This window comes from Brevibacterium sp. SIMBA_078 (assembly GCF_046534565.1).
In the GTDB taxonomy this organism is placed as follows: Bacteria; Actinomycetota; Actinomycetes; order Actinomycetales; family Brevibacteriaceae; genus Brevibacterium.
Genome location: NZ_JAWRYQ010000004.1, coordinates 165,608 through 187,966 on the forward strand (window position 1 = coordinate 165,608; position 22,359 = coordinate 187,966).

The 22,359-nt window shown below is 65.5% G+C and carries 21 protein-coding genes; 8 read left to right on the plus strand and 13 right to left on the minus strand.

Features of this window, described 5'->3' with window-relative positions; translation table 11 throughout:
- Window positions 1-58 precede the first annotated feature (58 nt).
- Complete coding sequence (locus tag SB749_RS15615) at window positions 59-874, minus strand: siderophore-interacting protein (RefSeq protein WP_410711114.1); 816 nt, start codon at window positions 872-874, stop codon at window positions 59-61.
- 126 nt (window positions 875-1,000) lie between these two features.
- Window positions 1,001-2,332, minus strand: coding sequence for a glutaminase (locus SB749_RS15620; protein ID WP_410711115.1), 1,332 nt, complete (start codon window positions 2,330-2,332; stop codon window positions 1,001-1,003).
- A gap of 236 nt (window positions 2,333-2,568) precedes the next feature.
- On the opposite strand from SB749_RS15620, the gene SB749_RS15625 reads away from it, so the two are divergent.
- Window positions 2,569-3,447 (plus strand): hypothetical protein, encoded by an 879-nt coding sequence (locus tag SB749_RS15625; protein WP_410711116.1) that lies wholly within the window; start codon window positions 2,569-2,571, stop codon window positions 3,445-3,447.
- 8 nt (window positions 3,448-3,455) lie between these two features.
- Window positions 3,456-4,181 (plus strand): hypothetical protein, encoded by a 726-nt coding sequence (locus SB749_RS15630; RefSeq protein WP_410711117.1) that lies wholly within the window; start codon window positions 3,456-3,458, stop codon window positions 4,179-4,181.
- A gap of 139 nt (window positions 4,182-4,320) precedes the next feature.
- Here SB749_RS15630 and SB749_RS15635 read toward each other — a convergent pair whose 3' ends face one another.
- The 8 genes from SB749_RS15635 to SB749_RS15670 all read right to left on the minus strand — a co-directional run bounded on the left by SB749_RS15635 (window position 4,321) and on the right by SB749_RS15670 (window position 12,176).
- Window positions 4,321-4,701 carry an antitoxin gene (locus SB749_RS15635; RefSeq protein WP_410711118.1) on the minus strand — a complete coding sequence of 127 codons (381 nt, stop codon included), beginning with the start codon at window positions 4,699-4,701 and terminating at the stop codon, window positions 4,321-4,323.
- Between the two features lie 139 nt (window positions 4,702-4,840).
- Window positions 4,841-6,181 (minus strand): Na+/H+ antiporter NhaA, encoded by a 1,341-nt coding sequence (gene nhaA / locus SB749_RS15640; RefSeq protein ID WP_410711119.1) that lies wholly within the window; start codon window positions 6,179-6,181, stop codon window positions 4,841-4,843.
- A gap of 142 nt (window positions 6,182-6,323) precedes the next feature.
- The gene (locus SB749_RS15645) at window positions 6,324-6,476 is read right to left on the minus strand and encodes a hypothetical protein (protein ID WP_410711120.1); all 153 of its coding nucleotides are present in this window, start codon (window positions 6,474-6,476) and stop codon (window positions 6,324-6,326) included.
- 52 nt (window positions 6,477-6,528) lie between these two features.
- Window positions 6,529-8,049 (minus strand): SulP family inorganic anion transporter, encoded by a 1,521-nt coding sequence (locus SB749_RS15650; RefSeq protein ID WP_410711121.1) that lies wholly within the window; start codon window positions 8,047-8,049, stop codon window positions 6,529-6,531.
- Between the two features lie 66 nt (window positions 8,050-8,115).
- Window positions 8,116-8,850 carry a DUF2993 domain-containing protein gene (locus SB749_RS15655; RefSeq protein ID WP_410711122.1) on the minus strand — a complete coding sequence of 245 codons (735 nt, stop codon included), beginning with the start codon at window positions 8,848-8,850 and terminating at the stop codon, window positions 8,116-8,118.
- Window positions 8,851-8,941: 91 nt separating this feature from the next.
- A complete protein-coding gene (locus SB749_RS15660) occupies window positions 8,942-9,664 on the minus strand; it encodes a LutC/YkgG family protein (protein WP_410711123.1) in 723 nt (240 codons plus the stop codon).
- Window positions 9,661-11,184 carry a lactate utilization protein B gene (locus SB749_RS15665; protein ID WP_410711124.1) on the minus strand — a complete coding sequence of 508 codons (1,524 nt, stop codon included), beginning with the start codon at window positions 11,182-11,184 and terminating at the stop codon, window positions 9,661-9,663. The genes SB749_RS15660 and SB749_RS15665 overlap by 4 nt, the downstream gene beginning before the upstream one ends.
- Window positions 11,181-12,176 carry a (Fe-S)-binding protein gene (locus tag SB749_RS15670; protein WP_410711125.1) on the minus strand — a complete coding sequence of 332 codons (996 nt, stop codon included), beginning with the start codon at window positions 12,174-12,176 and terminating at the stop codon, window positions 11,181-11,183. The genes SB749_RS15665 and SB749_RS15670 overlap by 4 nt, the downstream gene beginning before the upstream one ends.
- 309 nt (window positions 12,177-12,485) lie before the next feature.
- Between SB749_RS15670 and SB749_RS15675 the strand changes: the two genes are divergently transcribed.
- Window positions 12,486-13,406, plus strand: a complete 921-nt coding sequence (locus SB749_RS15675; RefSeq protein WP_410711126.1) for an SCO6745 family protein — start codon at window positions 12,486-12,488, stop codon at window positions 13,404-13,406.
- A 5-nt stretch (window positions 13,407-13,411) separates the two neighbouring features.
- On the opposite strand, the gene orn is transcribed toward SB749_RS15675, so the two are convergent.
- A complete protein-coding gene (gene orn / locus SB749_RS15680) occupies window positions 13,412-14,011 on the minus strand; it encodes an oligoribonuclease (protein ID WP_410711350.1) in 600 nt (199 codons plus the stop codon).
- Window positions 14,012-14,238: 227 nt separating this feature from the next.
- Here orn and SB749_RS15685 point away from each other — a divergent pair, with 227 nt between their 5' ends.
- The 3 genes from SB749_RS15685 to SB749_RS15695 all read left to right on the plus strand — a co-directional run bounded on the left by SB749_RS15685 (window position 14,239) and on the right by SB749_RS15695 (window position 18,804).
- Window positions 14,239-15,858 carry a hypothetical protein gene (locus SB749_RS15685; RefSeq protein ID WP_410711127.1) on the plus strand — a complete coding sequence of 540 codons (1,620 nt, stop codon included), beginning with the start codon at window positions 14,239-14,241 and terminating at the stop codon, window positions 15,856-15,858.
- Window positions 15,859-16,015: 157 nt separating this feature from the next.
- Window positions 16,016-16,975, plus strand: coding sequence for a tetratricopeptide repeat protein (locus SB749_RS15690; protein WP_410711351.1), 960 nt, complete (start codon window positions 16,016-16,018; stop codon window positions 16,973-16,975).
- Between the two features lie 167 nt (window positions 16,976-17,142).
- Entirely contained in the window at window positions 17,143-18,804 is a 1,662-nt protein-coding gene (locus SB749_RS15695; protein WP_410711128.1) for a hypothetical protein, read from the plus strand.
- 104 nt (window positions 18,805-18,908) lie between these two features.
- On the opposite strand, the gene SB749_RS15700 is transcribed toward SB749_RS15695, so the two are convergent.
- Window positions 18,909-19,301 carry a hypothetical protein gene (locus SB749_RS15700; protein ID WP_264801833.1) on the minus strand — a complete coding sequence of 131 codons (393 nt, stop codon included), beginning with the start codon at window positions 19,299-19,301 and terminating at the stop codon, window positions 18,909-18,911.
- 113 nt (window positions 19,302-19,414) lie between these two features.
- Window positions 19,415-19,765: a hypothetical protein gene (locus SB749_RS15705; RefSeq protein ID WP_025778593.1), complete on the minus strand. Its 351-nt coding sequence runs from the start codon at window positions 19,763-19,765 to the stop codon at window positions 19,415-19,417.
- 114 nt (window positions 19,766-19,879) lie between these two features.
- Here SB749_RS15705 and SB749_RS15710 point away from each other — a divergent pair, with 114 nt between their 5' ends.
- Both SB749_RS15710 and mnmA read left to right on the plus strand, forming a co-directional pair.
- A complete protein-coding gene (locus tag SB749_RS15710) occupies window positions 19,880-21,091 on the plus strand; it encodes a cysteine desulfurase family protein (RefSeq protein WP_410711129.1) in 1,212 nt (403 codons plus the stop codon).
- Window positions 21,088-22,302: a tRNA 2-thiouridine(34) synthase MnmA gene (gene mnmA, locus SB749_RS15715; protein WP_410711130.1), complete on the plus strand. Its 1,215-nt coding sequence runs from the start codon at window positions 21,088-21,090 to the stop codon at window positions 22,300-22,302. Before SB749_RS15710 ends, mnmA begins: the two co-directional genes overlap by 4 nt.
- The last annotated feature ends 57 nt before the right edge of the window (window positions 22,303-22,359 follow it).

A 22,359-nucleotide genomic window follows, 5' to 3' on the forward strand; every position in this document is an offset into this window, starting at 1 on the left:
CCCTATGGCGTGAGCGGTCGATTGCAACTCGAGCGGTCGGTGTGACCAGGCAGGGAAATCAGTCGATCTGGCCGATGGGCTCGCGCTTCTCGGCCTGGAATTGGTCCTCGGCGCGGCCGCGTGCCCAATAGGCGGAGATCGACAGTGACTCCCGAGGCACTTCGCGGTCCTTGAGGATCTTGCGGATCGCCTTGATCGTCTCGCGCTCGCCGTGGGCGAAGACCTGCGGAGTACCCGCACGCCACTCGAGGCCCTCAACTGCGCCAATGAGCTCCTCGTCCGAGTCCACCCATCTCACCTCGACGCCTTCCGGTGCCTCGGGCAGAATGCGATCGGCGTCGTCGGCGACATTGGCCAGGACGACACCGGTGGCTCCGGTGGGCATCGCCTCGATGGCCGAACTCACCGCGGGGATCGCGGAATGGTCGGCGATGAGCAGGTGCCAGTCGGAGTCGGCGGGGGCGTACTTTCCACCCGCGCCGGACAGGACCAGTGTGTCACCCGGTTTCGCGTTCTTTGCCCAAGGGCCGGCGATGCCGTCATCGTCGTGGATGACGAAGTCGATGCTCAGCCACTTCTCGTCCAGGTTGATCTCCCGCACCGTGTAGGTGCGGCGACTCGGCAGCTTCTCGGGGGACTGCTCGCGCAGCTCAGTCAGATCGTAGGGTGGGACGAGCTCATGTGCCGGATCGGCGAAGAGGAGCTTGACGTACTTGTCGGTCGCATCGTTCGAATCGATGTTGTCGAAGGTGTCCCCGCCGAGGCGGATCCGCATCAGGTGCGGACTGAGTTCGGTCGTCTCGAGCACGGTGAGAACAGCCTGCTGGCGGACGGGTCGTGCGGTACGTTCGGGGGTGTTGGGTGCGGTCGTCACAGGCGGCCTTTCTCAAACGGGGTGCCCCTGGAAGCTCACGATCGGCTCCGGAGAGCGGAGCCGCCTCGGCGCAGGGGTTCAGTAAGGCTCACCTTATCAAACCATCACCGTAGGCCGACCGCCCCGTCAGTTGGAGCGGTCGGCCATCTCCCGGCGACGGTCGTCGCGGATGCGTTTGAGTCCCTTGACCGATTTGAGCGAATCGAGGATCTGCACGCCCGGAAGCGCGGAGTTCGGTCCCTTGCACTGCATCAAGTCGTCGGGGTCGAGCAGGACCACGCGGATCCCATCGTCCTTCATGCGTGATAGGGCCTCGGTGAGCATGCTCCGGGCGACGGAGTTGATCTCGTTGACGCGGCGCAGGTCGAGGACGAAGGTGTTCGTGGTGGAACCGGGTTCGTCCATCGTGCGCAGGACGTTCTCCGAACCGCTCCACTGGATGAGTCCCTGCAGGCTGCAGATGCGGACCATCTTGCCCTCCGAGTCGACGAAGCGACGGTCACGGCGGATGATCGAGCGGGCCGGTTCCGGAGCATCCATGATATGCAGGCTCAACCGATCTGAGAGCTCCTGGAAGATCTTCGCTCCGCGGACGCTCGTGCCGTGCCTGTCCAGTCGTGGAGAGAACGTGGCGATGCCGACCTGACCGGGCATGACGCCGAAGACACCGCCGGACACTCCGCTCTTGGCGGGGATCCCGATCTCTGTCATCCAGTCGCCGGCCGCGTCGTACATGCCGCAGGTCATCATGACTGCGAGCACCTGCCGGTTGACCCTGGGGGAGAGCACCTGTTCGCCGGTCAGCGGGTTGACGCCGCCGCCGGCCAGAGTCGAGGCCATGATGGCGAGATCTTTGACGGTGACGGTGATCGCGCACTGTTCGATATAGCCGCGGACCACGTCGTCGGGATCGTCGTAGAAGATGTCGTAGGACCGGAGCATGTTCGCGATGGCGACGTTGCGGTAGGCCTCTCGCCATTCGCCGTCGGCCACCGATTCGTCGATCGCCAACTCACGGCCGGCGAAGCGGGAGAGCCCGGCGCGCGCGATCTCCGTGCGTTCGGCCAAGCTTGCACCGGGATCGCCGAGGATGGAGTGGATGGTCATCGCCCCGGCGTTGATCATCGGGTTGAGCGGTCGGCCCGACTTCTTGTCCAGGGAGAGTTCGTTGAACTTCTCACCGCTGGGTTCGACGCCGACCATATCGAGGACTCCGGCCAGGCCCTCCTGCTCGAGGACGAGGCCGTAGATGAAGGGTTTCGACATCGACTGGATCGAGAACTCATAGTCGGCATCACCGGAGGTGTACTCGACGCCGTCGAGGGTGGAGATGCAGATCGCGAGCTTCTCCGGATCCGCTGAGGCAAGGCCCGGGATGTAGTCAGCATTCTCCCCGGACCGGTCCGGTCGGAATCGTTCGAGCGTCTCATCGAGGAAATCCGGGATAGGCGATCGCATGGCACCTCCTGCTGCAGTCGTGGTCGGTGGGCACAGCGTAGTTTGACGCAGACTGCCATTCTCACACACTCCTCCGCCGGTTGCCGTTCGTCGGCAGCAGAGCCACCGGTTCGGCCGATCCGGGCTCGGCGCGGCGCGGCCCCTGCACTGACCGCGGCGATTCCCAGACGAGGTTGTTCCAGGTCTGGCACCGAATGTGCGGCTCCTGTGACGGGCCCCGGCCATAGTGTGAAGTCATGACCCGCCCCAAGCTGCTCCTCGTCATCGGCATCGCGTCCACCGCGGTCGCCGTCGTCGTCATCGGCGTGATCGTGACGGCGCTGGTGCTGCGATATACGGCTCCACACCCTGAGACCACAAGCCTGCCCGAACACGCGCTGACTCCACTGGAGACCATCACCGAGGTGGACCCGCACAAGGACGGCGCTGTGCAGATCCGCCAAAGGCTGATCTTCGAGGCCCCACCCGAGGACGGAGCAACCGTGGGGCTGTGGATCAGCGATGCGGGCTTGGGTCGCAATCCGCAAACCGAGAACAGACTGGCGATGATGCCGAAGGTGTCTTCGCTGAGCGCAGTCGAACTGAGCACGGCAGCCGGTTCGACTCGAACCTCGCCGAAGACGCTCGGGCAGTTGGACATCGCCGTCGATGAAGAGAGTCGGCAGGGCTTCGACCGGCCGGCGGTGCACTTCACGCTCAGTCCGCAGAATTCTCAAGGCGCGGCCGTGGGGTGGAGCGAAGGTCGTCATGTCGTCGAGCTCGAATATTCCCTCGACGAAGTGTTCCTGACCGTGTCCGGCGAAGAATTCTTCGCAGTGCCCCTGCCGGCGATCGGCAATGGGCACCACACAGTGAAGACGCACACTCTGGAGACCGACACCAACGGGCCGGTGTACTGTCCGGCCGAGAACGTCGACTTCGATCTTGGTGACGGCTGTGACGCTGAAGCATTCTCGAGATTCGATGACAGCGGTGCGATCAGCAGCGGCGACGCTGCCGGAGACGGAACCCGCGTGGTCTGGCGGGAGTCCCTGACTGACAGCCATGAAATCATCGCCTTCAACCCGCCCGCAGGAATGACGGCATCCCCGATCCCCGCGCATGAGAGGCAGTGACGAGCGAGATGAAACAGAGATGTGGACGCCGCCGTGCGTCCTCCATCACGGCAGCGCTCGCCGTGACTGCGACGATGACGGCTGTGATTGCAACGCCAGGCGGAGTAGACGCAGCGCCGAACCCGCTGCGGGACAAGACGGCGGTGCACACAGTCAGCATCGCCGCCGACGGCAGCTACTCGGTGCGAATGGATACGAAACTCGACCTGGCGCTGGAGACGACATGGGGATTCGGCGGTGACATCCATGATGGTTTCCGCTTGCCCGTCACCGAGGCTCTGCTGCCGCCGTACCTGCGGGTGCACTATTCGAATCCGCAGGGAACCATCGATTCGGATCCCGCGGAGGCGACCATTGAGACAGAGGTGCATTCCGTCGATATCGGCTTCTCCACGGATAGACTCACTGCGGGATCTCACCGAGGAGTCCTTGACTACGAGGTTGCCGGGGCAGCGGTGCCGGCCTCAGACGTGAACGGCGACCAGGACGACGGCGTCGTCGTATACGTCCGTCCCCTGGACCGCGGAGACCTCGCCATCGAGTCCGCGGCACCGATCACCGCGGTCGACTGTGAGGTCTTCGCTCCGCACGGCAAGTCCTGTGGCGAGAAGAGGGGAGATGGGTGGGCAGTCTCGAGTGAGGAGCTGCTGCGCGACTCTGCCGTCATCGACGCAGTACGGATCACGATCGACGCCGATCCGAAAGGCATGCCGGCCCCGGGCATCGATTCCTGAGTCCGGATTGTCTGCACGGTCGCATATCTGATCCTGCCGGCCGCACCGCCGGCCACACAGCTGCGCATGCTGAACACGGCCGAACAGAGATCGAGCCCCTGCCGCAGTCGGCAGGGGCTCGATCGGGTGAAACAGCAGATCAGCGGTTTCCGGCAGGTCCGTTGCCGCTGTCGAAACCATTGTCGTCACGATTATCTCCGCGGACATCATTCTCACGAACTTCATCGCTGCGGCCTGCACCGCCGGACTGCTCGTCGCGGCGATCAGCACCGCCGGACTGCTCGTCGCGGCGATCAGCACCACCGGTCTGACGGTCATTGCCGATGGCGTTGTCGGCGGCGTCCCGTGCCTTCTTGATCTTGTCCGAGTGCTTGCCTCCGGTCAGGGAGTCGGCGACACCGGCGGCCTTGTCGAGGACAGAGTCGGTGACCTTCTCTGCTTTGTCCGAGTTGAGCTTGTCCTTGACCTTGGGATCATTGGCGAGGTTCTTGGCCTTGTCGAGGAATTTGTCGAATGCCATGGCAGGGTCCTTCTCAGTTGGTCGAATGCTCTGTCGATGCTGATCGTGGGGATGAACAGGGACGCTTCGAATCCTAGTGCGGCAGTCTGTGACGGAACTGGCAAGCGCCTGGTGCGGATTCGCTGGTCACCGAGCTCGTTCACACCTGCGATCGGCGCGGGTGCCCCTCAGACCGGCGACGGTGCTGGGCATTGCGGACGGTGAGGATGAGCGCGGCGAGTACGGCCGAGAGCAGAGAAGCACTGAGTACGGCGACCTTCGCCACATCGTGTTCGACCGAACCGGCGGTGAAGCTGAGCTCGGCGACGAGGAGCGAGACGGTGAAGCCGATGCCGGCAAGCAGCCCGATGCCGGTGAGATCGGCCCATCGCAGATCCGGATTCAACCCACCGTTGAACCGGGTGACCAACCAGGTGGAGAGGAGGATGCCGACAGGCTTGCCCACGATCAGCGCCGTCACGATCCCGTAGGTCAGCGGGTGGGAAAACGCCGAGGCCAGACCGGGGGTTCCGCCGATATCGACGCCGGCGGCGAAGAACGCGAAGACCGGGACGGCGAAACCGGCCGACAGCGGTCGAAGTCGGTGTTCGAGCGCCTCGGCGAGGTCGCTTCCGGACCTGCCGTCGGCGGAAGGATCGATGTCTCTCGAAGTGCGGTAGTCGGCATCGGTTGTGCGTTTCGAGCCACGACCGACGACTGCAGGGATCGTGAAGCCCAGCAGCACTCCGGCGATGGTCGCGTGGACGCCGGAGGCGTGCATGAACGCCCAGGCGGTGAGTCCGAGGGGGAGGAGGATGACCCACGCGGCCCAGGCACGGTCGACGAAGAAGCGACGGAAACGGCTCGCGATGAGCCCGTAGACGATGACGATTCCGAGCGCCGCGGCGAGGGGGAGAACAGCGATGGATTCGGTATAGAAGATCGCGATGATGGCGATCGCCAGCAGGTCGTCGACCGCGGCCAGGGTCAGCAGGAAGAGGCGCAGCGCCTTCGGCAGGTGGGAGCCGACGATCGCGAGGACGGCGACGGCGAAGGCGATGTCGGTAGCCGTGGGGATGGCCCAGCCGCGCAGCAGCTCCGGGCGGGTGAGCAGAAACGCCGCGCAGATGAGGGCGGGGACGAGGACTCCGCCGGCGGCCGCGGTGATCGGGACGACGGCGGTGCGGAGCCGACGCAGATCACCGCGGGTGAATTCCGCCTTGAGCTCGATGCCCACGAGGAAGAAGAAGACTGCGAGCAGTCCGTCGGCGGCCCATTGCCCGATGCTCAGCCGCAGATGCCACGGTTCGTAACCGAACTCGATATCGCGGAGTGCGAAGTATCCGGCCGACGCCGGTGAGTTCGCCCAGATCAGAGCGGCAGCTGCGGCGATGAGGAGCAGCGCACCGCCGACGGTGTCGCTGCGGAGCGCCTGGCATAAGCGCTGTCCCAAAGGGGTCGGTGAGGCTGATGGCAAAGCGATTGCAGAAGTGGTGGTCACAGTGATCCTGTTCGTAGTCGGCAGAGAATATGGCTCGGCCCGAAGAGCGGATGTGCAGACAGAGCTCAGTTCGTCGACGCTGAGCGTACGTACGTGTTTCGAGCGGACGTCGTCGGCTCGGACGATGAGATCTGTCGGAGAATCACACCAGGGGTCGGAGCGGAAGATCTCCGCGCCCGAACGGCTGTGTGCCCGACTGCATCTCGCCCCACGAAGTGATGTAGCCGTTGGTGCCCGAGTGCGGAAGAACCCACACTTTCGGGCGGAAAGCGACATCCGGGGCTGACTGTGACATTGCGGACAGTCTACCTCAGCGGATCGCGCAGCTGCCTGACTTCACCGGGCAGCTACCCCAGCCCGCCGGAGAGCCGAGTATGCAGAGTCTCGGTGTACGCATTCATTCCGGTGATCTCCACGGTCGTGCCCAGCGCCTCGTACTTCGTCACGATCGCATCGAGGGCTGCCACAGTCGATGCATCCCAGACATGCGATTCCGTCATATCGATGACGATCCGATCGGGATCATGCGTGTATCGGAACTGAGTGGTGAGGTCATTCGAGGAGGCGAAGAAGAGCTCGCCGCGGACCACATAGCGGGCGACCGCCTCGGCGGAGGTCGTCTCGATCGTGCGTTCGACGGTGACGAAGTGGGCGACCCTCCGGACGAAGAGCACACTGGCCACGAACACTCCGACGACGACGCCGATGGCGAGGTTGCCGGTGGCGACGACGACGGCGACGGTGGCGATCATGACGAAGGTCTCGGACTTCGGCAGCATCTTAAGCGTCGAGGGACGGATGGAATGCCAGTCGAAGGTGTCGACGCAGACCATCATCATGATGGCAGCGAGGGCGACCATCGGGATCATGCCGACGATGTCGCCGAGCACGACGACGAGGAGGAGCAGGAACGCTCCGGCCATGAACGTCGAGATCCGAGTCCTCGCCCCCGAGGCGCGGACGTTGATCATCGTCTGCCCGATCATCGCGCAGCCGCCCATCCCGCCGAAGAGACCGGAGATCATGTTCGCAGCACCCTGACCCCACGACTCACGGGTCTTGTTCGAGTGGGTGTCGGTGATCTCGTCGACGAGCTTCGCCGTCATGAGTGACTCCATCAGCCCGACCAGTGCCATGGCCAGCGAGTAGGGTGCGATCGTCGTGAAGGTCTGCCAGGTCAGAGGCACGTGCGGGATGAAGAGTTCGGGCAGGCTGCGCGGCAGTTCGCCCTGGTCGCTGACGGTGGGGACATCGATGGCGAACACGACGACGATGCCGGTGATGATGACGATCGTGATCAGCGGTGCCGGCACGATCTTCGTCAGCTTCGGCATGAACACGAGCACGACGATGGCGATGGCCAGCAGCGGGTAGACCATCCACGGCACTCCGATGACGTGCGGGACCTGTGCTGCGAAGACGAGGATCGACAGGGCGTTGACGAACCCGACCATGACGCTGCGGGGGATGAACCGGATGAGCTTCGCGACTCCGGCCACAGCCAGCAGGATCTGGAACACACCGGCGAGCATGACGGTGGCGATGAACATGTCCATCCCGTGCTCGCGGGCGACGGGGGCGATGACGAGGGCGACGGCTCCTGTCGCCGCGGAGATCATGGCCGGGCGTCCGCCGAGGAACGCGATCGACGTGGCCATGATGAACGCGGAGAACAGCCCGACCTTCGGATCGACTCCGGCGATGATCGAGAACGCGATCGCCTCGGGGATGAGGGCGAGCCCCACGACGAGTCCGGCGAGGACCTCACGGGTGAGCAGCCTCGGTGAGGTCAGCGCGGTGAGGACGGTCGGTTCGGGGCGGTAGCGGCGGTTATCATCGGCGGTTTCGGCGGGAATGGGAGTCGTCACGACCGGAACATTACCTGATCGCCGAGGCAGCCCGACCCGACCATGGCCGGCTGCGTTCCCCGCCGGTCATTGCAGGCTGACTCCGGATCCGTGGAGGCGGACCTGCAGCCCCGAGTCGGTGGCGGTGAGGTCGGTGAGCTCGAGTCCGGCGGGCAGGAAGTCGAGATCGATGACGATATCGGAGATCTCCGAGGTGAGGAACGCCGGCAGGCGATCGAGGGAGAACTCCGCCGAACCCAGCTTGATCGTCGTCGCGTCGACGACGGCCCTCCTGCCGTCGGCCTTCGGGTCGATGCCCACAAGCAGATCCTGGTCGAGCATCGACCCCTTGAGGAAGAGTTCGCCGTCGACGGTGGTGAACGACATGCCCTCGGGCAGGTTCGCATGTTCGGCGGCGAGCTCGTCGAGGGTCGAGTGGGGGAGGACCGCAGTGCCGTCGACGGTGCCGATCGGCTTCGACCCGCCGGTGGGAACGTCATAGAGCTTCGCATCGACATCGGTGAAGTCGACGCCCTCATAGGTGGCCTCATCGGCCGTGACATGCACCGAGTTCAGTTCTCTGGAAGCCAGCTGCGTGAGGATGGGGAAGCCTTCGACAGAGACCTCGGCGTCACCGTAGTCGGCAAGCCCGTCGGCGATGCGCTGCTCCGTGGCGTAGTCGACGATGCGGTCGGCCGCGACACTGCCGATGATGAGTGTGAGGACGATGACGACCGCGGAGACGATGAACGTCGTCCGCCGGCTGCGACGTCGAGGCCGGTCATCCGGCCGCGGGTACTGAAGGGTCTGCGCCGTGGTCATGGGCTCCATTGTTCCGCACCCGCCGGTCCATTCGCATTCGCCGGTCCGAGTGCGCTCGCCGGCTCGGCAGAGTCGAAGGTCCCTGCTGCGCTCAACTGCTGAGAATGATGACGTCGAGGGTGCGCGGTCCGTGCACTCCTTCGACCCGGCTGAGCTCGATATCGCTCGTGGCCGAGGGCCCGGAGATGAACGTCAGAGGTGCGCGCGCGTCGAGCCGGGCGATTCCCTCGGGGACGATGTCGACGATGTCGTCCGTCCGGACGATGCACACATGATGGTCGGGCACGAGCGTGATTGCCCTCCGCCCGCACTCGTCCGATCCGTCGAGGACGATGGTGCCCGTCTGTGCGATCGCCACCGCCGAGGCGGTCACCACCGCCCCCTGAGCGTCGAGTTCGTCGACGCTGAGCTCCTCACCCGGAGCATCGACTCGCACCTCACCGGCGTAACCCGCCAGCCAAGACGAGTCGAGACCGTGGGGGACGACGACCGAGGAATGGCCGCCGATGAGTTCGGCGATCGTCGCGCTCGGGTCGCCGTCGGCGCGGTGGACGTTGGCTTTGTAATCGACGAGACGGTCGATGAGCAGCTCGACAAGGTCCTCACCCGAGTGCGTGCCTTCATGGTGGTATCCGGCGTCGGCGGCCGTGGCGGCAGTGTTCGCCGAGGCGGCCCCACCGGAGTTCGAACGCGCCGTGCCGCCGGTGACCGGTGCCGCTGTCCGCGGAGACGACGACACGTATTCCCCGCCGCCACGGCGACCGAGGGCCTCACTGATGCGGGCGAGGATCTCCTCGCGGGCAGTATCGGTCATCGCTGTCCCTCCTCGTCGCGGTTGTCTGCTTCCTCTTCGGCCCACAGCTGTCGGAAGCTCTTCTCCGGCAGGGCCGGGATGTCCCGGCTCGAGGTCCAGGCGCCGGCGATTCCCGGCAGCGCGTTGATCTGCTCACCGCCGGTGACCTTGTGTGCGAGAGGCAGTCCCTTCTCCGCCGCGGCCATCCGCTTCCCGTCGCCCATCATCCACGACGCGCCGGTGAGGGCGGTGTCGAGCTGGGAGGACACAGGGGAGTGGTTGGCTTTGACATCTTCGCCCCGCAGATGGACGAGGATCTCCGGGATGTTGATCTTCACGGGGCACACGTCGTAGCAGGCGCCGCACAGACTCGACGCGTACGGCAGCGAACCGTTGCCCTGCTCTTCGACTCCCGTGAGCAGCGGGGACAGGATCGCTCCGATCGGTCCCGGATAGGTCGAGCCGTAGGCGTGTCCGCCGGTACGTTCGTAGACAGGGCAGACGTTCATGCATGCCGAGCAGCGGATGCAGTTGAGCGCCGTGCGTCCGTGCTCATCGGCCAGAGCCCTGGTGCGTCCGTTGTCGAGGAGAACGAGATGGACGTTCTGCGGACCGTCTCCCTCGGACTTCCCCGTCCAGAACGAGGTGTACGGGTTCATCCGCTCACCGGTCGACGAGCGTGGCAGCAGCTGCAGGAAAACCTCGAGATCGGCGAACCTCGGCAGCAGCTTCTCGATGCCCATGACGGTGATGAGCGTCTCCGGCAGGGTCAGGCACATGCGCCCGTTGCCCTCGGACTCGACCACTCCGAGGGTGCCGGTCTCAGCGATGCCGAAGTTCGCTCCGGAGATCGCGACCTTCGTGGTGAGGAATTTGTGCCGCAGGTGTCGGCGAGCCGCCTCGGCGAGGACGGCCGGTTCGTTCGTCAGCTCCCCGGCGTCGGGCATTTTGTCCATGAAGATCTCACGGATCTCATCCCGGTTGCGGTGGATGGCGGGAACGAGGATGTGGCTGGGTTTGTCCTCGCCGAGCTGAACGATGAGCTCGGCCAGATCCGTCTCGAACGCATCGATGCCCTCATGCTCGAGGTGCTCGTTGAGCCCGATCTCCTGGGTGGCCATCGACTTGACCTTGATGACCTCGCGACGTCCGGTCTCGAGCACCGGCGCATTGTCCTCGATAAGTTCGGTGACGATGGCATTAGCCTCATCGGCGTCGCGGGCCCAGTGGATGATCCCGCCGGCGGCGGTGAATGCCTCTTCGAACTGTGCGAGGTATTCGGGCAGGTTCGCCATCACTTCGTTCTTCGTGGCCTCACCGGCGTCGCGCAGGGCTTCCCAGTCGACGAGCTCGGAGACGACCTCGGCGCGCTTGGACCGGATCGTCGAGGTGGCGTGGCCGATGTTGTTGCGCAGCTGCTGATTGCTCAGATGTTCGTGCGAGACCTCGGGAAAGGCTTCGGCTTCGATGATGTTGCCCTGCCCGCCGGGCAGATCGCTGCGTCGCTTCGACGGCAGCAACGGCATTCCCAGAAACGTCATCGCAGGCTCCCTCCGCTCACTTCTGCTCCTTCGCTCGGCACCCGCAGCGGGTCCTCCTTCGTCGAGGCGAGGATCCGGGCCAGATGGACCGCTGCCTGACCGACGCGGAACCCGGACTGGGTGCGGCTCGGCTCGGCCGGAGAGGTGCCCCGATGGCCCGGGGTGAGGTGGTCGTCATCGTCGGCACCGACGACCGTCGTCAGCGTCTCGGTCGTGTGCCCCTGCTCATCGGTCGAGCTCGTCTCCTTGACGTGCACGGCGGTGACGTCCGGGGCGCCGTCGAAGCTGCCGGTGCGTTCGAACCGCGACATTCCGCCGCCGATGTGCAGCAGACAGGAGGCATCGCCGCCGGTGCAGACATCGGCTTCGGTCGCCTGGATCGTGCGCACCTTGTCGGCGAGCATCGCCGAGGACACCTCCGGGTTCTTCACGGAGAAGGTGCCGCCGAACCCGCAGCAGGAATCGGCCAGAGGCAGTTCGACGAAGTCGATGCCCTCGACGGACCGGACGAGGGAGGACTGCCGATCGCCGAGACGCAGCAGTCGCATTCCGTGGCACGACGGGTGATACGTCACGCGGTGCGGGAAATAGGATCCGAGATCGGCCGCGGCATCCGTGACGCCTTGGACGTCGGTGAGGAACTGGGTGAGCTCGTAGGTGCGTTCAGCCACCTCGGCGGCCTCGGAAGCCAGGGCATCATTGCCCACCCGGGTGGCGACCATCGGCTGCTGGTGGCCGAGCGAGGCCACGCAGGAGGCGGACGGGGCGACGGCGACATCCCATTCGGTGCTCGTGAATGCGCGGACGTGATTGGCGATGACCGGTTCGGCCTGCGCGAACTTGCCGGAGTTGATGTGCATCTGCCCGCAGCACGACTGGCCTTCGGGGAAGATCACCTCATGGCCGAGTCGGCGCAGAATACTCACGGTTGCCTGCGCAACCTCGGGATACATCGCATCGACGATGCAGGTGGCGAACAGTGCGATCCTCATCTGACCTCCAAGCCGGACGCTGTGCTGATGCGGTTGGCGGGATCGGCTTCCGACCGGGACGATGCCGTGGTCGCAAACGGTCCGTGTCACTCCATGCTCAGACCGTAGCACCGGGTCCTGACCCGGCAAATGTGCGCGACCGGACGGGCGCGCCGGTACGAGGATCGACGCGGAAGTCCGGCCGCCTCGGGGGAGGGGCAGGCGATTTAGGTCCTATGAGACTGCGCTAATCTCCAGCGCCGACCAGAGCGGCGACGATGCATGCGCAGACCCATTTACCTGGGACGGGACCGCCCATAGGATGACGATATGGAATCCCAGCGCACACAGAACATCAGAACGGTCTCGGCCCGCATCAACTCCTTCCACTCGTCGATCTACTTCTCAGAGACGGTCGGCGCCGAGTACGCCAAGTACGGACTCGAACCCGGTGTCGAAGGCAATATGGCCGCCCGTTCGGCCCCGCTGGGACGGGTGAATCCCGGAGTCGTATCCGCCGCGTACTACAACTACTCCCCGAATTTCGTCGCCGGAATGCTCCCGCGCCTGTGGGAGACGGTGAGCCCGGAGCAGATGGTCCAGGCCCGCTTCGACGCAGTGAGCGCGTACATGGGCGAACTCTTCGGTGACCGTGACGACATCGCCCTGCTCACCGAGGCGGCCACCCAGATGACTCAGACGCTGGCACCCGTGCTCGCCGCCATGGACTTCTCCGGTCGCACCCTTGCCGCGGCCACCGCCGACGTCATCGGCGGCCATGAGGCGGCCACCGCATTCGAGAAGATGTGGGACGTGGCGACCGTGGCCCGCGAATTCCGCGGCGACGGCCATGTCGCCTCCCTCGTCACCGCCGGTGTGCCCGGGATCGACGCCCTCATGCTCGACGTCGCGACCGGTGCCGGATTCCGCCCGCGAGCGGCACAGAAGACCCGTGGGTACACGGATGAGGAATGGCAGACCGCGCAGGCCAGGCTCGCCGAGGCGGGGCTGATCACCGTGGACAAGGACGACCGCGGGCGCGACCTCCCCGCCATCACCGAGGCGGGACGTGACCTGAAGGAACAGGTCGAAGCCCTGACCGACGGCACCGTTGCAACCGCGTGGTCTGTCCTCGACGATCAGACGATCGAATCGCTGCTCTCGCCGAGCCGGGACCTGCTGCGCGTCATCGCGAAGTCAGGTGCCTTCCCGTCGAACATCTTCGCCCGCCCCGAGAAGAAGGCCGGCTGAAGCGCTCAGCTTTCGTCGAAGGTGCTCTCCTCGGTGAGGTTCGAGTAGTTCTCGGCCACCTCTGCGGCGATCGACTTCGCCTCGTCGGAGCTCGGTCCCTCGGCGGAGAACACGGCCTTCCGGTAGTACTGGAGCTCGATGATCGAGTCGATGATGTCGCCGAGTGCGCGGTGCCCGCCGTGCTTGGCCGGCGCTTGGAAGTAGGCGCGGGGGAACCACTGCTTGGACAGTTCCTTGATCGAGGAGACGTCGATGATCCGGTAGTGCAGGTGCTCGACGAGTTCGGGCATCTGCTTGGTGAGGAACACCTTGTCGGTGCCGACAGAGTTCCCGCCCAACGGTGCCTTGCCGGCCTCGGGGACATGCTTCTTCACGTATTCGAGGACCCGGGACTGCGCCTCGGCGACGGTGGTGCCCGCGTCGAGTTCGGTGATCAGGCCCGAGGTGGTGTGCATGTTCGTGACGAATTCATTCATGTTCGCCCGTGCATCCGCCGAGGGTTTGATGACGATGTCGATTCCGTCGTCGAGGGGGTTGAGCTCGAAGTCGGTGACGATCGCAGCCACCTCGATGAGTTCGTCCCGCACCTCGTCGAGGCCGGTCATTTCGCAGTCGATCCACACAATTCTGTTGTTGCTCACCCGCCCAGCTTAGGGCAGACAGCGGGGAACGGGACATTCCGGGGTGCGATCGGCGCCGTTGCGCGGCTTGGGCGTGTGAACGTCGACACACACTGAGCGTGCGCACAAAGTCGATGTCCGGTATGTGACTTAAACTTGAAGTGTCCCCGAACCAGGGGTGCCATTTTGCTCGGCTGAGGGAAGGTTCGCTCGTGCGTTACACATTCGCTGTGATTCTCATGGTGGTGGGTGTCGTCGTCGGTGGCCTCGGCATCCTGCAGAAGACCCTGTGGGCGCCGGAGGATACGATCACTGCCACCGCACAGATCGATGCCGACAAACCGGCAGTCATCGTCGACCCCGGAATGCTCAACCTCTACGAAACGCCTGCGACCCTGGAGGTCAAGGGCAGCGGCGACCTCACGATCGCCCAAGCCCCGATCGAGAACGTCGAAGCCTGGGCGGGACAGTCAGCCTATGACCGCGTCACCGGGATCGCCGAAGGCGGCAAGCTCACGACCAAGGCGACCGACGGTGAGGGCAAGGTTCCCAACCCCGCTGGGGCCGATCTGTGGCAGTCGGAGGTCACCGGCACCGATTCGGTGGAACTGGAGTGGAACGACGATGCAAACCGCACCGGATTCCTCGTCGCCGGTGACGGCGAAGCCGGAGCCGTCAAATCCGTGACCCTCACATGGCCCAACCACGCCGAGACCCCCTGGGCGCTCCCGCTGATGATCATCGGCGGCGTCCTCTTCGTCATCGGCGTCGTCCTCCTCTTCCTCGGTGCGAACAATTCGAAGAAGGAAGCGAACCGCCGCAAGGCGCGCCAGGAGCGCCGCCGCAAACTCGCCGAATACGGCACCGCCTTCGCCGTCGTCCCAGTGCTCGCACTCAGTGCCTGCGGGCCCGAAGAGCTGCCGAAGCCCGAGCCCTCCGAGGCTCCGAGCTCCGCAGCCGCGGGTGTCACCGATGACCAGGCCAAGCGGATCCTCGACTCCGTGGCCGCCGACGTCAAGGCCGCGGACAAGAATACCGACAAGAAGGCGCTGGCCGAACGTGCCGCCGGTCCCGCGCTCAAGCAGCGTGAAGACCTGTACAAGGTGAAAGACGACGTCGAAGACCAGAAGATGGCGCCGGAGGTGGCCAGCGAAGAGATCGTCGCCAACTACACCTCGGCCACCGATGCCTGGCCGCGCGTGACTAGCCTGATCACCTCCGCCGGAGGGAATTCGCAGCTGCTCGTGCTGACCCAGGAGGATCCGCGCAGCAACTACAAACTGTGGTCGCAGACCCGGCTGACGGCCGGCACGAAGCTGCCCGAACTGCCCGACTCGCGTCAGGGCGCGAAGATGCTCGAACCCGGATCCAAGGACTTCGTCACCACTCCGCAGAAGGCCGTCGCCGACTACGCGAAGGCCCTCGGCAGCGGAGCGGACTCGAAGGAGGCGAAGAAGTTCGAGTCCGATGACTTCTCGAAGTCCATCTGGAAGAACCAGAAGGACCAGAAGGCCAGCGCAGAAGAAGGCAAGGCCGAAGTCGACTACAAGTACACTCCGGGCAAGGAACTCGTCGCCCAGGGCACCGCCGGGGACGCCGCCATCGTCACCGGAGTCATCGACGCCGAATCGACGATCAGCCCCGAATCGAAGGAAGGCCGCACCGGCACCCTGTCGCTGTCGTCGCCGCAGAAGGAACTCGTCGGCTCCGCGACGACCAAGGAGCCGGTGACGACGAAGACCACCCAGGTGCTCACCTTCCTCGTCCCCAAGGACGGTAAGGTCAAGCTCATCGGCGGTCTCGAGACTCTCGCCGGAGCCGAAGCAGGCTGAGGCGGAAGGGTCGGCACCGTGGTGTTCCTTCCCCGACGGCTGAGGAAATAGCCGTGGGCGCACCGGTGTTGATACGTTCTGTTGGGTAAACATGGACCAGGTGCGTCACGGTTTGCGCCGAGCCCACCGACCGCGTCACAAAGGAGACCACGTGTCAATGGATCCCTCGCAGGAGAGCACGCAGCCCAATCAGGGACTCGACCTGTCGGCGGTGCGCAGCAAGAACATGCCCGCCGAGCAGGGCGGTCAGACCGCCGGTCCGGGGGCCGGTGCTGCCGGTGGCCAGGCCGGTGGGGACCCGAATGCGGTCGCCGTTCCGGGGCTGGTCTTCGACGTCGATGAATCGACGTTCACGAGCCTAGTGGCGATCTCCGACCGCGTGCCCGTCGTCATCGACCTGTGGGCCGAATGGTGCGAACCGTGCAAGCAGCTCTCGCCGATCCTCGAACGCGTCGTCACCTCGTACGGGGGACGTCTGGTCCTGGCCAAGGTCGACGTCGATGCGAACCCGCGTCTGCAGCAGGCCTTCGGAGTCCAGTCGATCCCCACTGTCGTCGCCCTCATCAAGGGTCAGCCCGTGCCGCTGTTCCAGAGTGCTCTGCCCGAACCGCAGGTCCAGGCGTACTTCGACGAACTGCTCAAGCTCGCCGGTGAGAACGGTGTGACTGGGCATGCGGCCGTCGGGGGAGCCGAACCCGAACCGGCCGGCCCCGCCCACCCGGAGGCCGAAGAGGCACTCGCCAAGGGCGACTTCGACACCGCAGAGAACCTGTTCAAGGCCGCGCTGGCGAACTCTCCAGCCGACGAAGAGGCGAAGTTCGGTCTCGCCCGGGCAGGTTTGGGCCGCCGCCTCATCGACCAGGAACCGGCCGATCTCATCGCGGCCGCCGATGCGGACCCCAAGAACGTCGAGGCCGCTAAGGCCGCGGCCGACGCCGAAGTCGTCAGCGGCAATGCCGGCAGCGCTTTCAACCGACTCATCTCTCTCATCCGCACCACCACCGGTGATGAGAAGGAATCCCTGCGCCTGCGGGTCCTCGATCTGTTCGAGGTCCTCGGCGCTGACGACCCAGCCGTGACCAAGGCACGGACCGCACTCATGAGGGCACTGTTCTGATCCAGCGAATCCGACTCATCACCGCCATCCTCTTCGGCGTAGCAGCACTCACGCTCGCCGGACTGGTCATCTCTGCGCTCTCGGTCGTCGGCACCGACGAGATCACCGAGACGCCTGCCTTCAAGGTCAAGGACGGGGCCTACGCCGTCGTCCTCGACGAGGCGATCGTGCCCTATTCGGGTTCGAGCGTGACCGTGACGGCGAAGAACTCGAAGGGCACGGAGCTGTTCGTCGGCACCGCCAGCGGAGTTGACGCCGACAGCTACCTCGACGGGGTGGCGCAGGAGCAGATCAGTGATGTGTCGTTCCCGAATTCCGCGACCCACCGGTTCACTCCCGGTGATGAGAAGCCGGAGGCCGATATCGCCGATCGCGACTGGTGGATCAGCCAGGACACGGGAAAGACGGTCGCGAAGACCTTCGGTCTCGATGCCGAACCGCAGGTGCTCGTCATCGCTCCTGCGAACTCCGATGACAGTCTCGACGGAACGACGGTGAGTCTCCAGATGCGCGTCAAGGGCGTGTTCGCACTCAGCCTGCTCGGCATTGCCGGCACGATCATCCTCGCCGGATTCTCGGTGTTCTTCTTCATGCGCTGGTGGGCCTCGCGCATCCGCCCGCCGAAGAAGGACGCCGGACGCCCGAACGGCAGCGGACCCGAGGGCGGCGGACCGGACAGCAGCGACAGCGGACCCGGAGGCGGCAGCGGCTCCGGCCGAGGCGGCCGGGGACTGGCAGATGACCACACAGCCACGGGCGAGCCGGGACCGGCGACCCAGCCGATCTCGACAGTGCAGCCGGACACGGCCGGCCAAGCGCCGCCTCGGCGACGGGACCTGCGGAACCGGCGGTCCTTCCGCGCGGTGACGGCCTCCGTCTTGGGCACCGGACTCGTGCTCAGCGGCTGTGCGAACATGCCGATCGCCAAACCCAGCAGCCCGGACACCACCCCGTACGAACGCACGGCGGTGCGCCCCGGTGAGGCCGGCAAGTTCATGACGAACTACACGGAATCGCTGGACAAGACCCTCGGCGACAAGGGCTCCGACCTCGACAAAATCCAGGCGGCACCGCTCATCGACCACACCCGCGCGCAGATCCAGATCGCGGACAAGGCGAAGCAGAAGCTGCGCGCACCGAACTTCACCGAGGTCGTTGCCGGCAGCCCGAACTTCACCGAATATCCGATGTGGTTCTACGCTTTCGGAACCGCGGACAAGAATTCCACGGATGGGGACAAGCAACTGACCCAGGTGATGCTGGTGACCCGGGAATCGGCGTCGACCGATCCGCTCGTGCGTTCGGCGTCCTATATCCCCACCGACCAGATGCCCACCCTCATGGCCGATGACAGCGGCGCCGTGGAGAAGGGACCCGAGGAATTCTCCGAGGATCTGACGACCGCGTCCGGTGACGTCTCATCGTTCCTCGTCGACGGCAAGGCGAAGTCCGGGGGCCCCGAAGGACTCAAGGAAGGCGGATTCAAGGGATTCCGCGACTACCTGGGTGACCTGCGGGACGAGGACTCCGGCTTCGACAAGGTCGACGTCGACTGCAAGCCCTATGAGGACCTCAAGTTCGAGGACATGACCTTGAGCACCGAGAACGGTGCGATCGGAATGGGCGAGGTGCGGTGCACCCTGACGATCAAGGCACCGTCGGACTACGCCCTCGACCTCGGCGACACCGTCGAAGCCGTGAAGACGAACGACAAAGAGGGCGACACCATCAAGGTCGACACCGCGCACCCCTATGTGCTGATGAAGACCGGTGACGAACTCACTGCCGTCGCCACCGACTGGAACGTGCTGTCCTCCAAGGTGGAGTGAGGCGGGGCTGCTGTTCGCTCGTCGTGTCAGCACCCGCGGGTTCGAAGTTCATACGCGCTGATCACGATCACCGCATATGAGCTTTGAACCCGCTCATGCGCCGCTCAGTCGCGGTTTGCGCGGCGGCCGACGCGCAGCAGCCACCACAGGCCGATGAGCGGCAGGAGCAGTGGAATATAGCCGTATCCGCTGCCGAAGTTCGACCACACCGACGGCTTCGCGAAGTCCTCGGGGTGGGTGTGGCTGAGGATGCCGACGACGATGACGCCGACGAACTCGATCGCGCAGGCGGCGACGGCGATCCGGTGCGAGACGCGGTTGCCGATGACCAGGCAGACCGTGGCGAGGATGTAGATCACCGCAGCCAGCGCGGACAGCGAGTACGCGATCGGCGCGACATCGAATTCGCGGATGAGCTGGTAGCCGGCTCGGGCCGTGGCCGAGAGCGCGAAGACCCCGTACACCGCCGTGAGCGCCCGTCCGGGTCCGGTATGCATCGCCGAGAACGGCGACCGTCCCGTCTTTCCCCTCGCCGAGGCGGCCGTGGAGTCCGCGCTGCCTGCTGAGTTCGCATCGTCGGCGGAGTCTCCGCCGAACCGATTGCGCCTGGTCACTGCCAAATCTGGTCCAATCTCTCGATCATCACGATCACCGTCAGTCCTGCCGCGGCCAGCACACCCGGCCCCCAACGGCTCAGTTCCGCGAACGCCCAGAACCCGGCCAGCGCCATGACCATGATCGCCGTGATGATGTAGCCGAAGTAGAGCAGCGGGTCGACATCATGTGTGGAGCCGAAGGTCGCAATCGAGATGATCAGCTGCACGATGAGCAGCAGCAGAAGCAGTGCGGCACCGCCGAGCAGAGCCTTGCCGGCCGGGCGATTGCGGATGGTCTCGATGATCGACCACAGGGTCAGGATGCCGGTGGCGGCATAGAGGACGATGGTGAAAACGGTGAACACCCGACCCAGTTTAGTCGGCCATACCAGCGGACAACTCGTCCGGATGTGCGGCTGCGCAGGTGAGATGCCGCACGGATCCTGGCCGTAGCCCGACTCACGCCCTAAAATTGCAGGGTGCCCATCTATCTCGATCACGCAGCCACCTCGCCGATGCCCGCCGAGGTGCTTGAGGTGTACACGAAGGAGCTGGCCCGCCGGGCCAACCCCTCGGCCCTGCACGCGGTCGGACAGGCGGCACGGATGCGCATCGAAGAAGCACGCGAAGGAATCGCCCGCGCGGTCGGTGCGGCCACCTCGTCGGAGGTGATCTTCACATCCGGAGGCACCGAAGCGGACAATTTCGCTCTCAAGGGCCTCTACCTCGCCCGCAACAGCGGAACGTTCACGGAGCCTGCCCGCCCGCGGGTGCTGACGACGACGATCGAACATCCTGCGATCCTCGAGACCGTGGAGTGGCTGGAGAGCCTCGGCGCCGAAGCCGTCTACCTCGACGTCGACTCGGCAGGACGTCTCGATCTGGACGCGGCGACCGCCGAACTGCGTCGCGACCCCGAACGCACCGCGCTCATCAGCGTGATGGCCGCGAACAACGAGATCGGCACTCTGCAGCCGATCGCCGAGATCGGTGAGGTCGCCGCCGAACTCGGCGTTCCCTTCCACATCGACGCCGTGCAGGCGCTCGGACAGATCCCGCTCGACTTCGCCGCACTCAAGGCGACGGCGATGACGATCACCGCGCACAAGATCGGCGGCCCCGTCGGAATCGGCGCACTCCTGCTCGACCGCGCAGCGAGCCCGACGCCGATCCTCCACGGCGGGGGACAGGAACGCAGCGTGCGCTCGGGCACCCTCGACGTCGCCGGTGCCGTGGCCTTCGCCGCCGCCGTCGACCTCGTCACAGACGACCTCGCGGCCCGGTCGGCACGACTGTCGGGACTGCGGGACCGCCTCATCGCGGGAATCGAATCGAGCATCGACGGGGCACGGCTCTCCGGTCCGCGCGGAGCGGACCGCCTGCCGGCCAACGCCCACTTCACGTTCCCGGGCTGCGAGGGGGACTCGCTGCTGTTCGGTCTCGATGCCAGGGGATTGGCCACCTCGACGGGATCGGCCTGTTCTGCCGGTGTCTCCCGTCCCTCCCATGTGCTCTTGGCATGCGGGATGGATGAGGACACCGCCCGCACCACTCAACGCTTCACGCTCGGTCACGATACGACCGAAGCCGATGTCGATGCCCTGCTCGCGGCCCTTCCCGAGGTCGTCGACCAGGCACGCCGAGCCGGGATGGTTTCGGCAACACCCCGATGGATGCAAGGAGCATCATGAGAGTACTCGTCGCCATGTCCGGCGGAGTCGATTCCTCCGTCGCAGCCGCCCGTGCCGTCGACGCCGGACACGAAGTCGTCGGCGTTCACCTCGCCCTGTCCCGCATGCCCGGGACCCTGCGCACCGGATCGCGCGGCTGCTGCACGATCGAAGACTCCCGCGACGCCCACCGGGTGGCGGGAATGCTCGACATCCCCTTCTACGTCTGGGACTTCTCCGAGCGGTTCAAGGAAGACATCGTCGATGACTTCATCGCCGAATACGCCGCAGGACGCACCCCGAACCCGTGCATGCGCTGTAATGAGCGCATCAAGTTCGCCGCCCTCCTCGACCGGGCCCTGGCGCTCGGCTTCGACGCCATCGCCACCGGCCACTATGCCGAGGTGCTCCGTGACGATGAGGGCCGCCCCGAACTCCACCGCGGTGAGGACCTGGCCAAGGACCAGTCCTACGTCCTCGGCGTGCTCACCTCCGACCAGCTCGAGCACTGCTATTTCCCGATCGGTGCGACGGCGTCGAAGGCCGAAGTGCGCGCCGAGGCGGCCGAGCGCGGTTTCTCCGTGGCGAACAAGCCCGACTCCTACGACATCTGCTTCATCCCCGACGGAGACACGAAGGCCTGGCTGGCCGACAAGATCCCGATGCGTCCGGGACTCATCAAGGACTCCGAAGGCGAAGTGCTCGGCGAGCACGACGGAGCGATGACCTATACGATCGGCCAGCGCAAGGGTCTGGGCATCGAGAAGCCCGCTGCCGACGGCAAGCCGCGATTCGTCACCGGCCTCGACCCGGCGACGAACACCGTCACCGTCGGATCACGCGCCGATCTCGCGGTCTCGCATCTGACCGGCATCCGCACCTCCTGGGCCGGTGCAGCTCCGTCGGACATGGGGGACACCCCGGAGACCGGCATCGACTGCGAAGTGCAGATCCGCGCCCACGCCGATCCGGTGCCGGCCCGTGCCTGGCTCGGCGAATTCGTCGCCGAGGCGCCCGAGCACGAGGCGAATCCGATCATCGACGAGGTTGAGGTGCCCGCCGCACGCCCGGCCGGGCAGCTCATGCACGTCGACGTCGATGAGGAGCTCTCCGGAGTGGCCCCGGGCCAGACCATGGTGATCTACCGCGGCACCCGCGTCCTCGGTCAGGCCACCATCGACTCCACGGCCAAGGACCGCACCACCCCGGCCCCCGAATTCGCAGGCGCCTGAGCCGCTTCACCTCACTTAAACGACGGCTTCGGGGCCGATGTCGGCCACTGGCGATAC

Excerpts from the sequence above, each read along its gene's own strand:
- SB749_RS15690 (WP_410711351.1), top strand. The coding sequence starts at position 16,016 with ATGGATCCCTCGCAGGAGAGCACGCAGCCCAATCAGGGACTCGACCTG.
- SB749_RS15675 (WP_410711126.1), top strand. The coding sequence starts at position 12,486 with ATGGAATCCCAGCGCACACAGAACATCAGAACGGTCTCGGCCCGCATC.
- SB749_RS15645 (WP_410711120.1), bottom strand. The coding sequence starts at position 6,476 with ATGTCACAGTCAGCCCCGGATGTCGCTTTCCGCCCGAAAGTGTGGGTT.
- SB749_RS15630 (WP_410711117.1), top strand. The coding sequence starts at position 3,456 with ATGAAACAGAGATGTGGACGCCGCCGTGCGTCCTCCATCACGGCAGCG.
- SB749_RS15655 (WP_410711122.1), bottom strand. The coding sequence starts at position 8,850 with ATGACCACGGCGCAGACCCTTCAGTACCCGCGGCCGGATGACCGGCCT.
- SB749_RS15620 (WP_410711115.1), bottom strand. The coding sequence starts at position 2,332 with ATGCGATCGCCTATCCCGGATTTCCTCGATGAGACGCTCGAACGATTC.
- mnmA (WP_410711130.1), top strand. The coding sequence starts at position 21,088 with ATGAGAGTACTCGTCGCCATGTCCGGCGGAGTCGATTCCTCCGTCGCA.
- SB749_RS15700 (WP_264801833.1), bottom strand. The coding sequence starts at position 19,301 with ATGCATACCGGACCCGGACGGGCGCTCACGGCGGTGTACGGGGTCTTC.
- SB749_RS15665 (WP_410711124.1), bottom strand. The coding sequence starts at position 11,184 with ATGACGTTTCTGGGAATGCCGTTGCTGCCGTCGAAGCGACGCAGCGAT.
- SB749_RS15670 (WP_410711125.1), bottom strand. The coding sequence starts at position 12,176 with ATGAGGATCGCACTGTTCGCCACCTGCATCGTCGATGCGATGTATCCC.
- SB749_RS15660 (WP_410711123.1), bottom strand. The coding sequence starts at position 9,664 with ATGACCGATACTGCCCGCGAGGAGATCCTCGCCCGCATCAGTGAGGCC.
- SB749_RS15625 (WP_410711116.1), top strand. The coding sequence starts at position 2,569 with ATGACCCGCCCCAAGCTGCTCCTCGTCATCGGCATCGCGTCCACCGCG.
- SB749_RS15635 (WP_410711118.1), bottom strand. The coding sequence starts at position 4,701 with ATGGCATTCGACAAATTCCTCGACAAGGCCAAGAACCTCGCCAATGAT.
- orn (WP_410711350.1), bottom strand. The coding sequence starts at position 14,011 with ATGACCGGCCTCGACGAGGTGCGGGACGAACTCATCGAGGTGGCTGCG.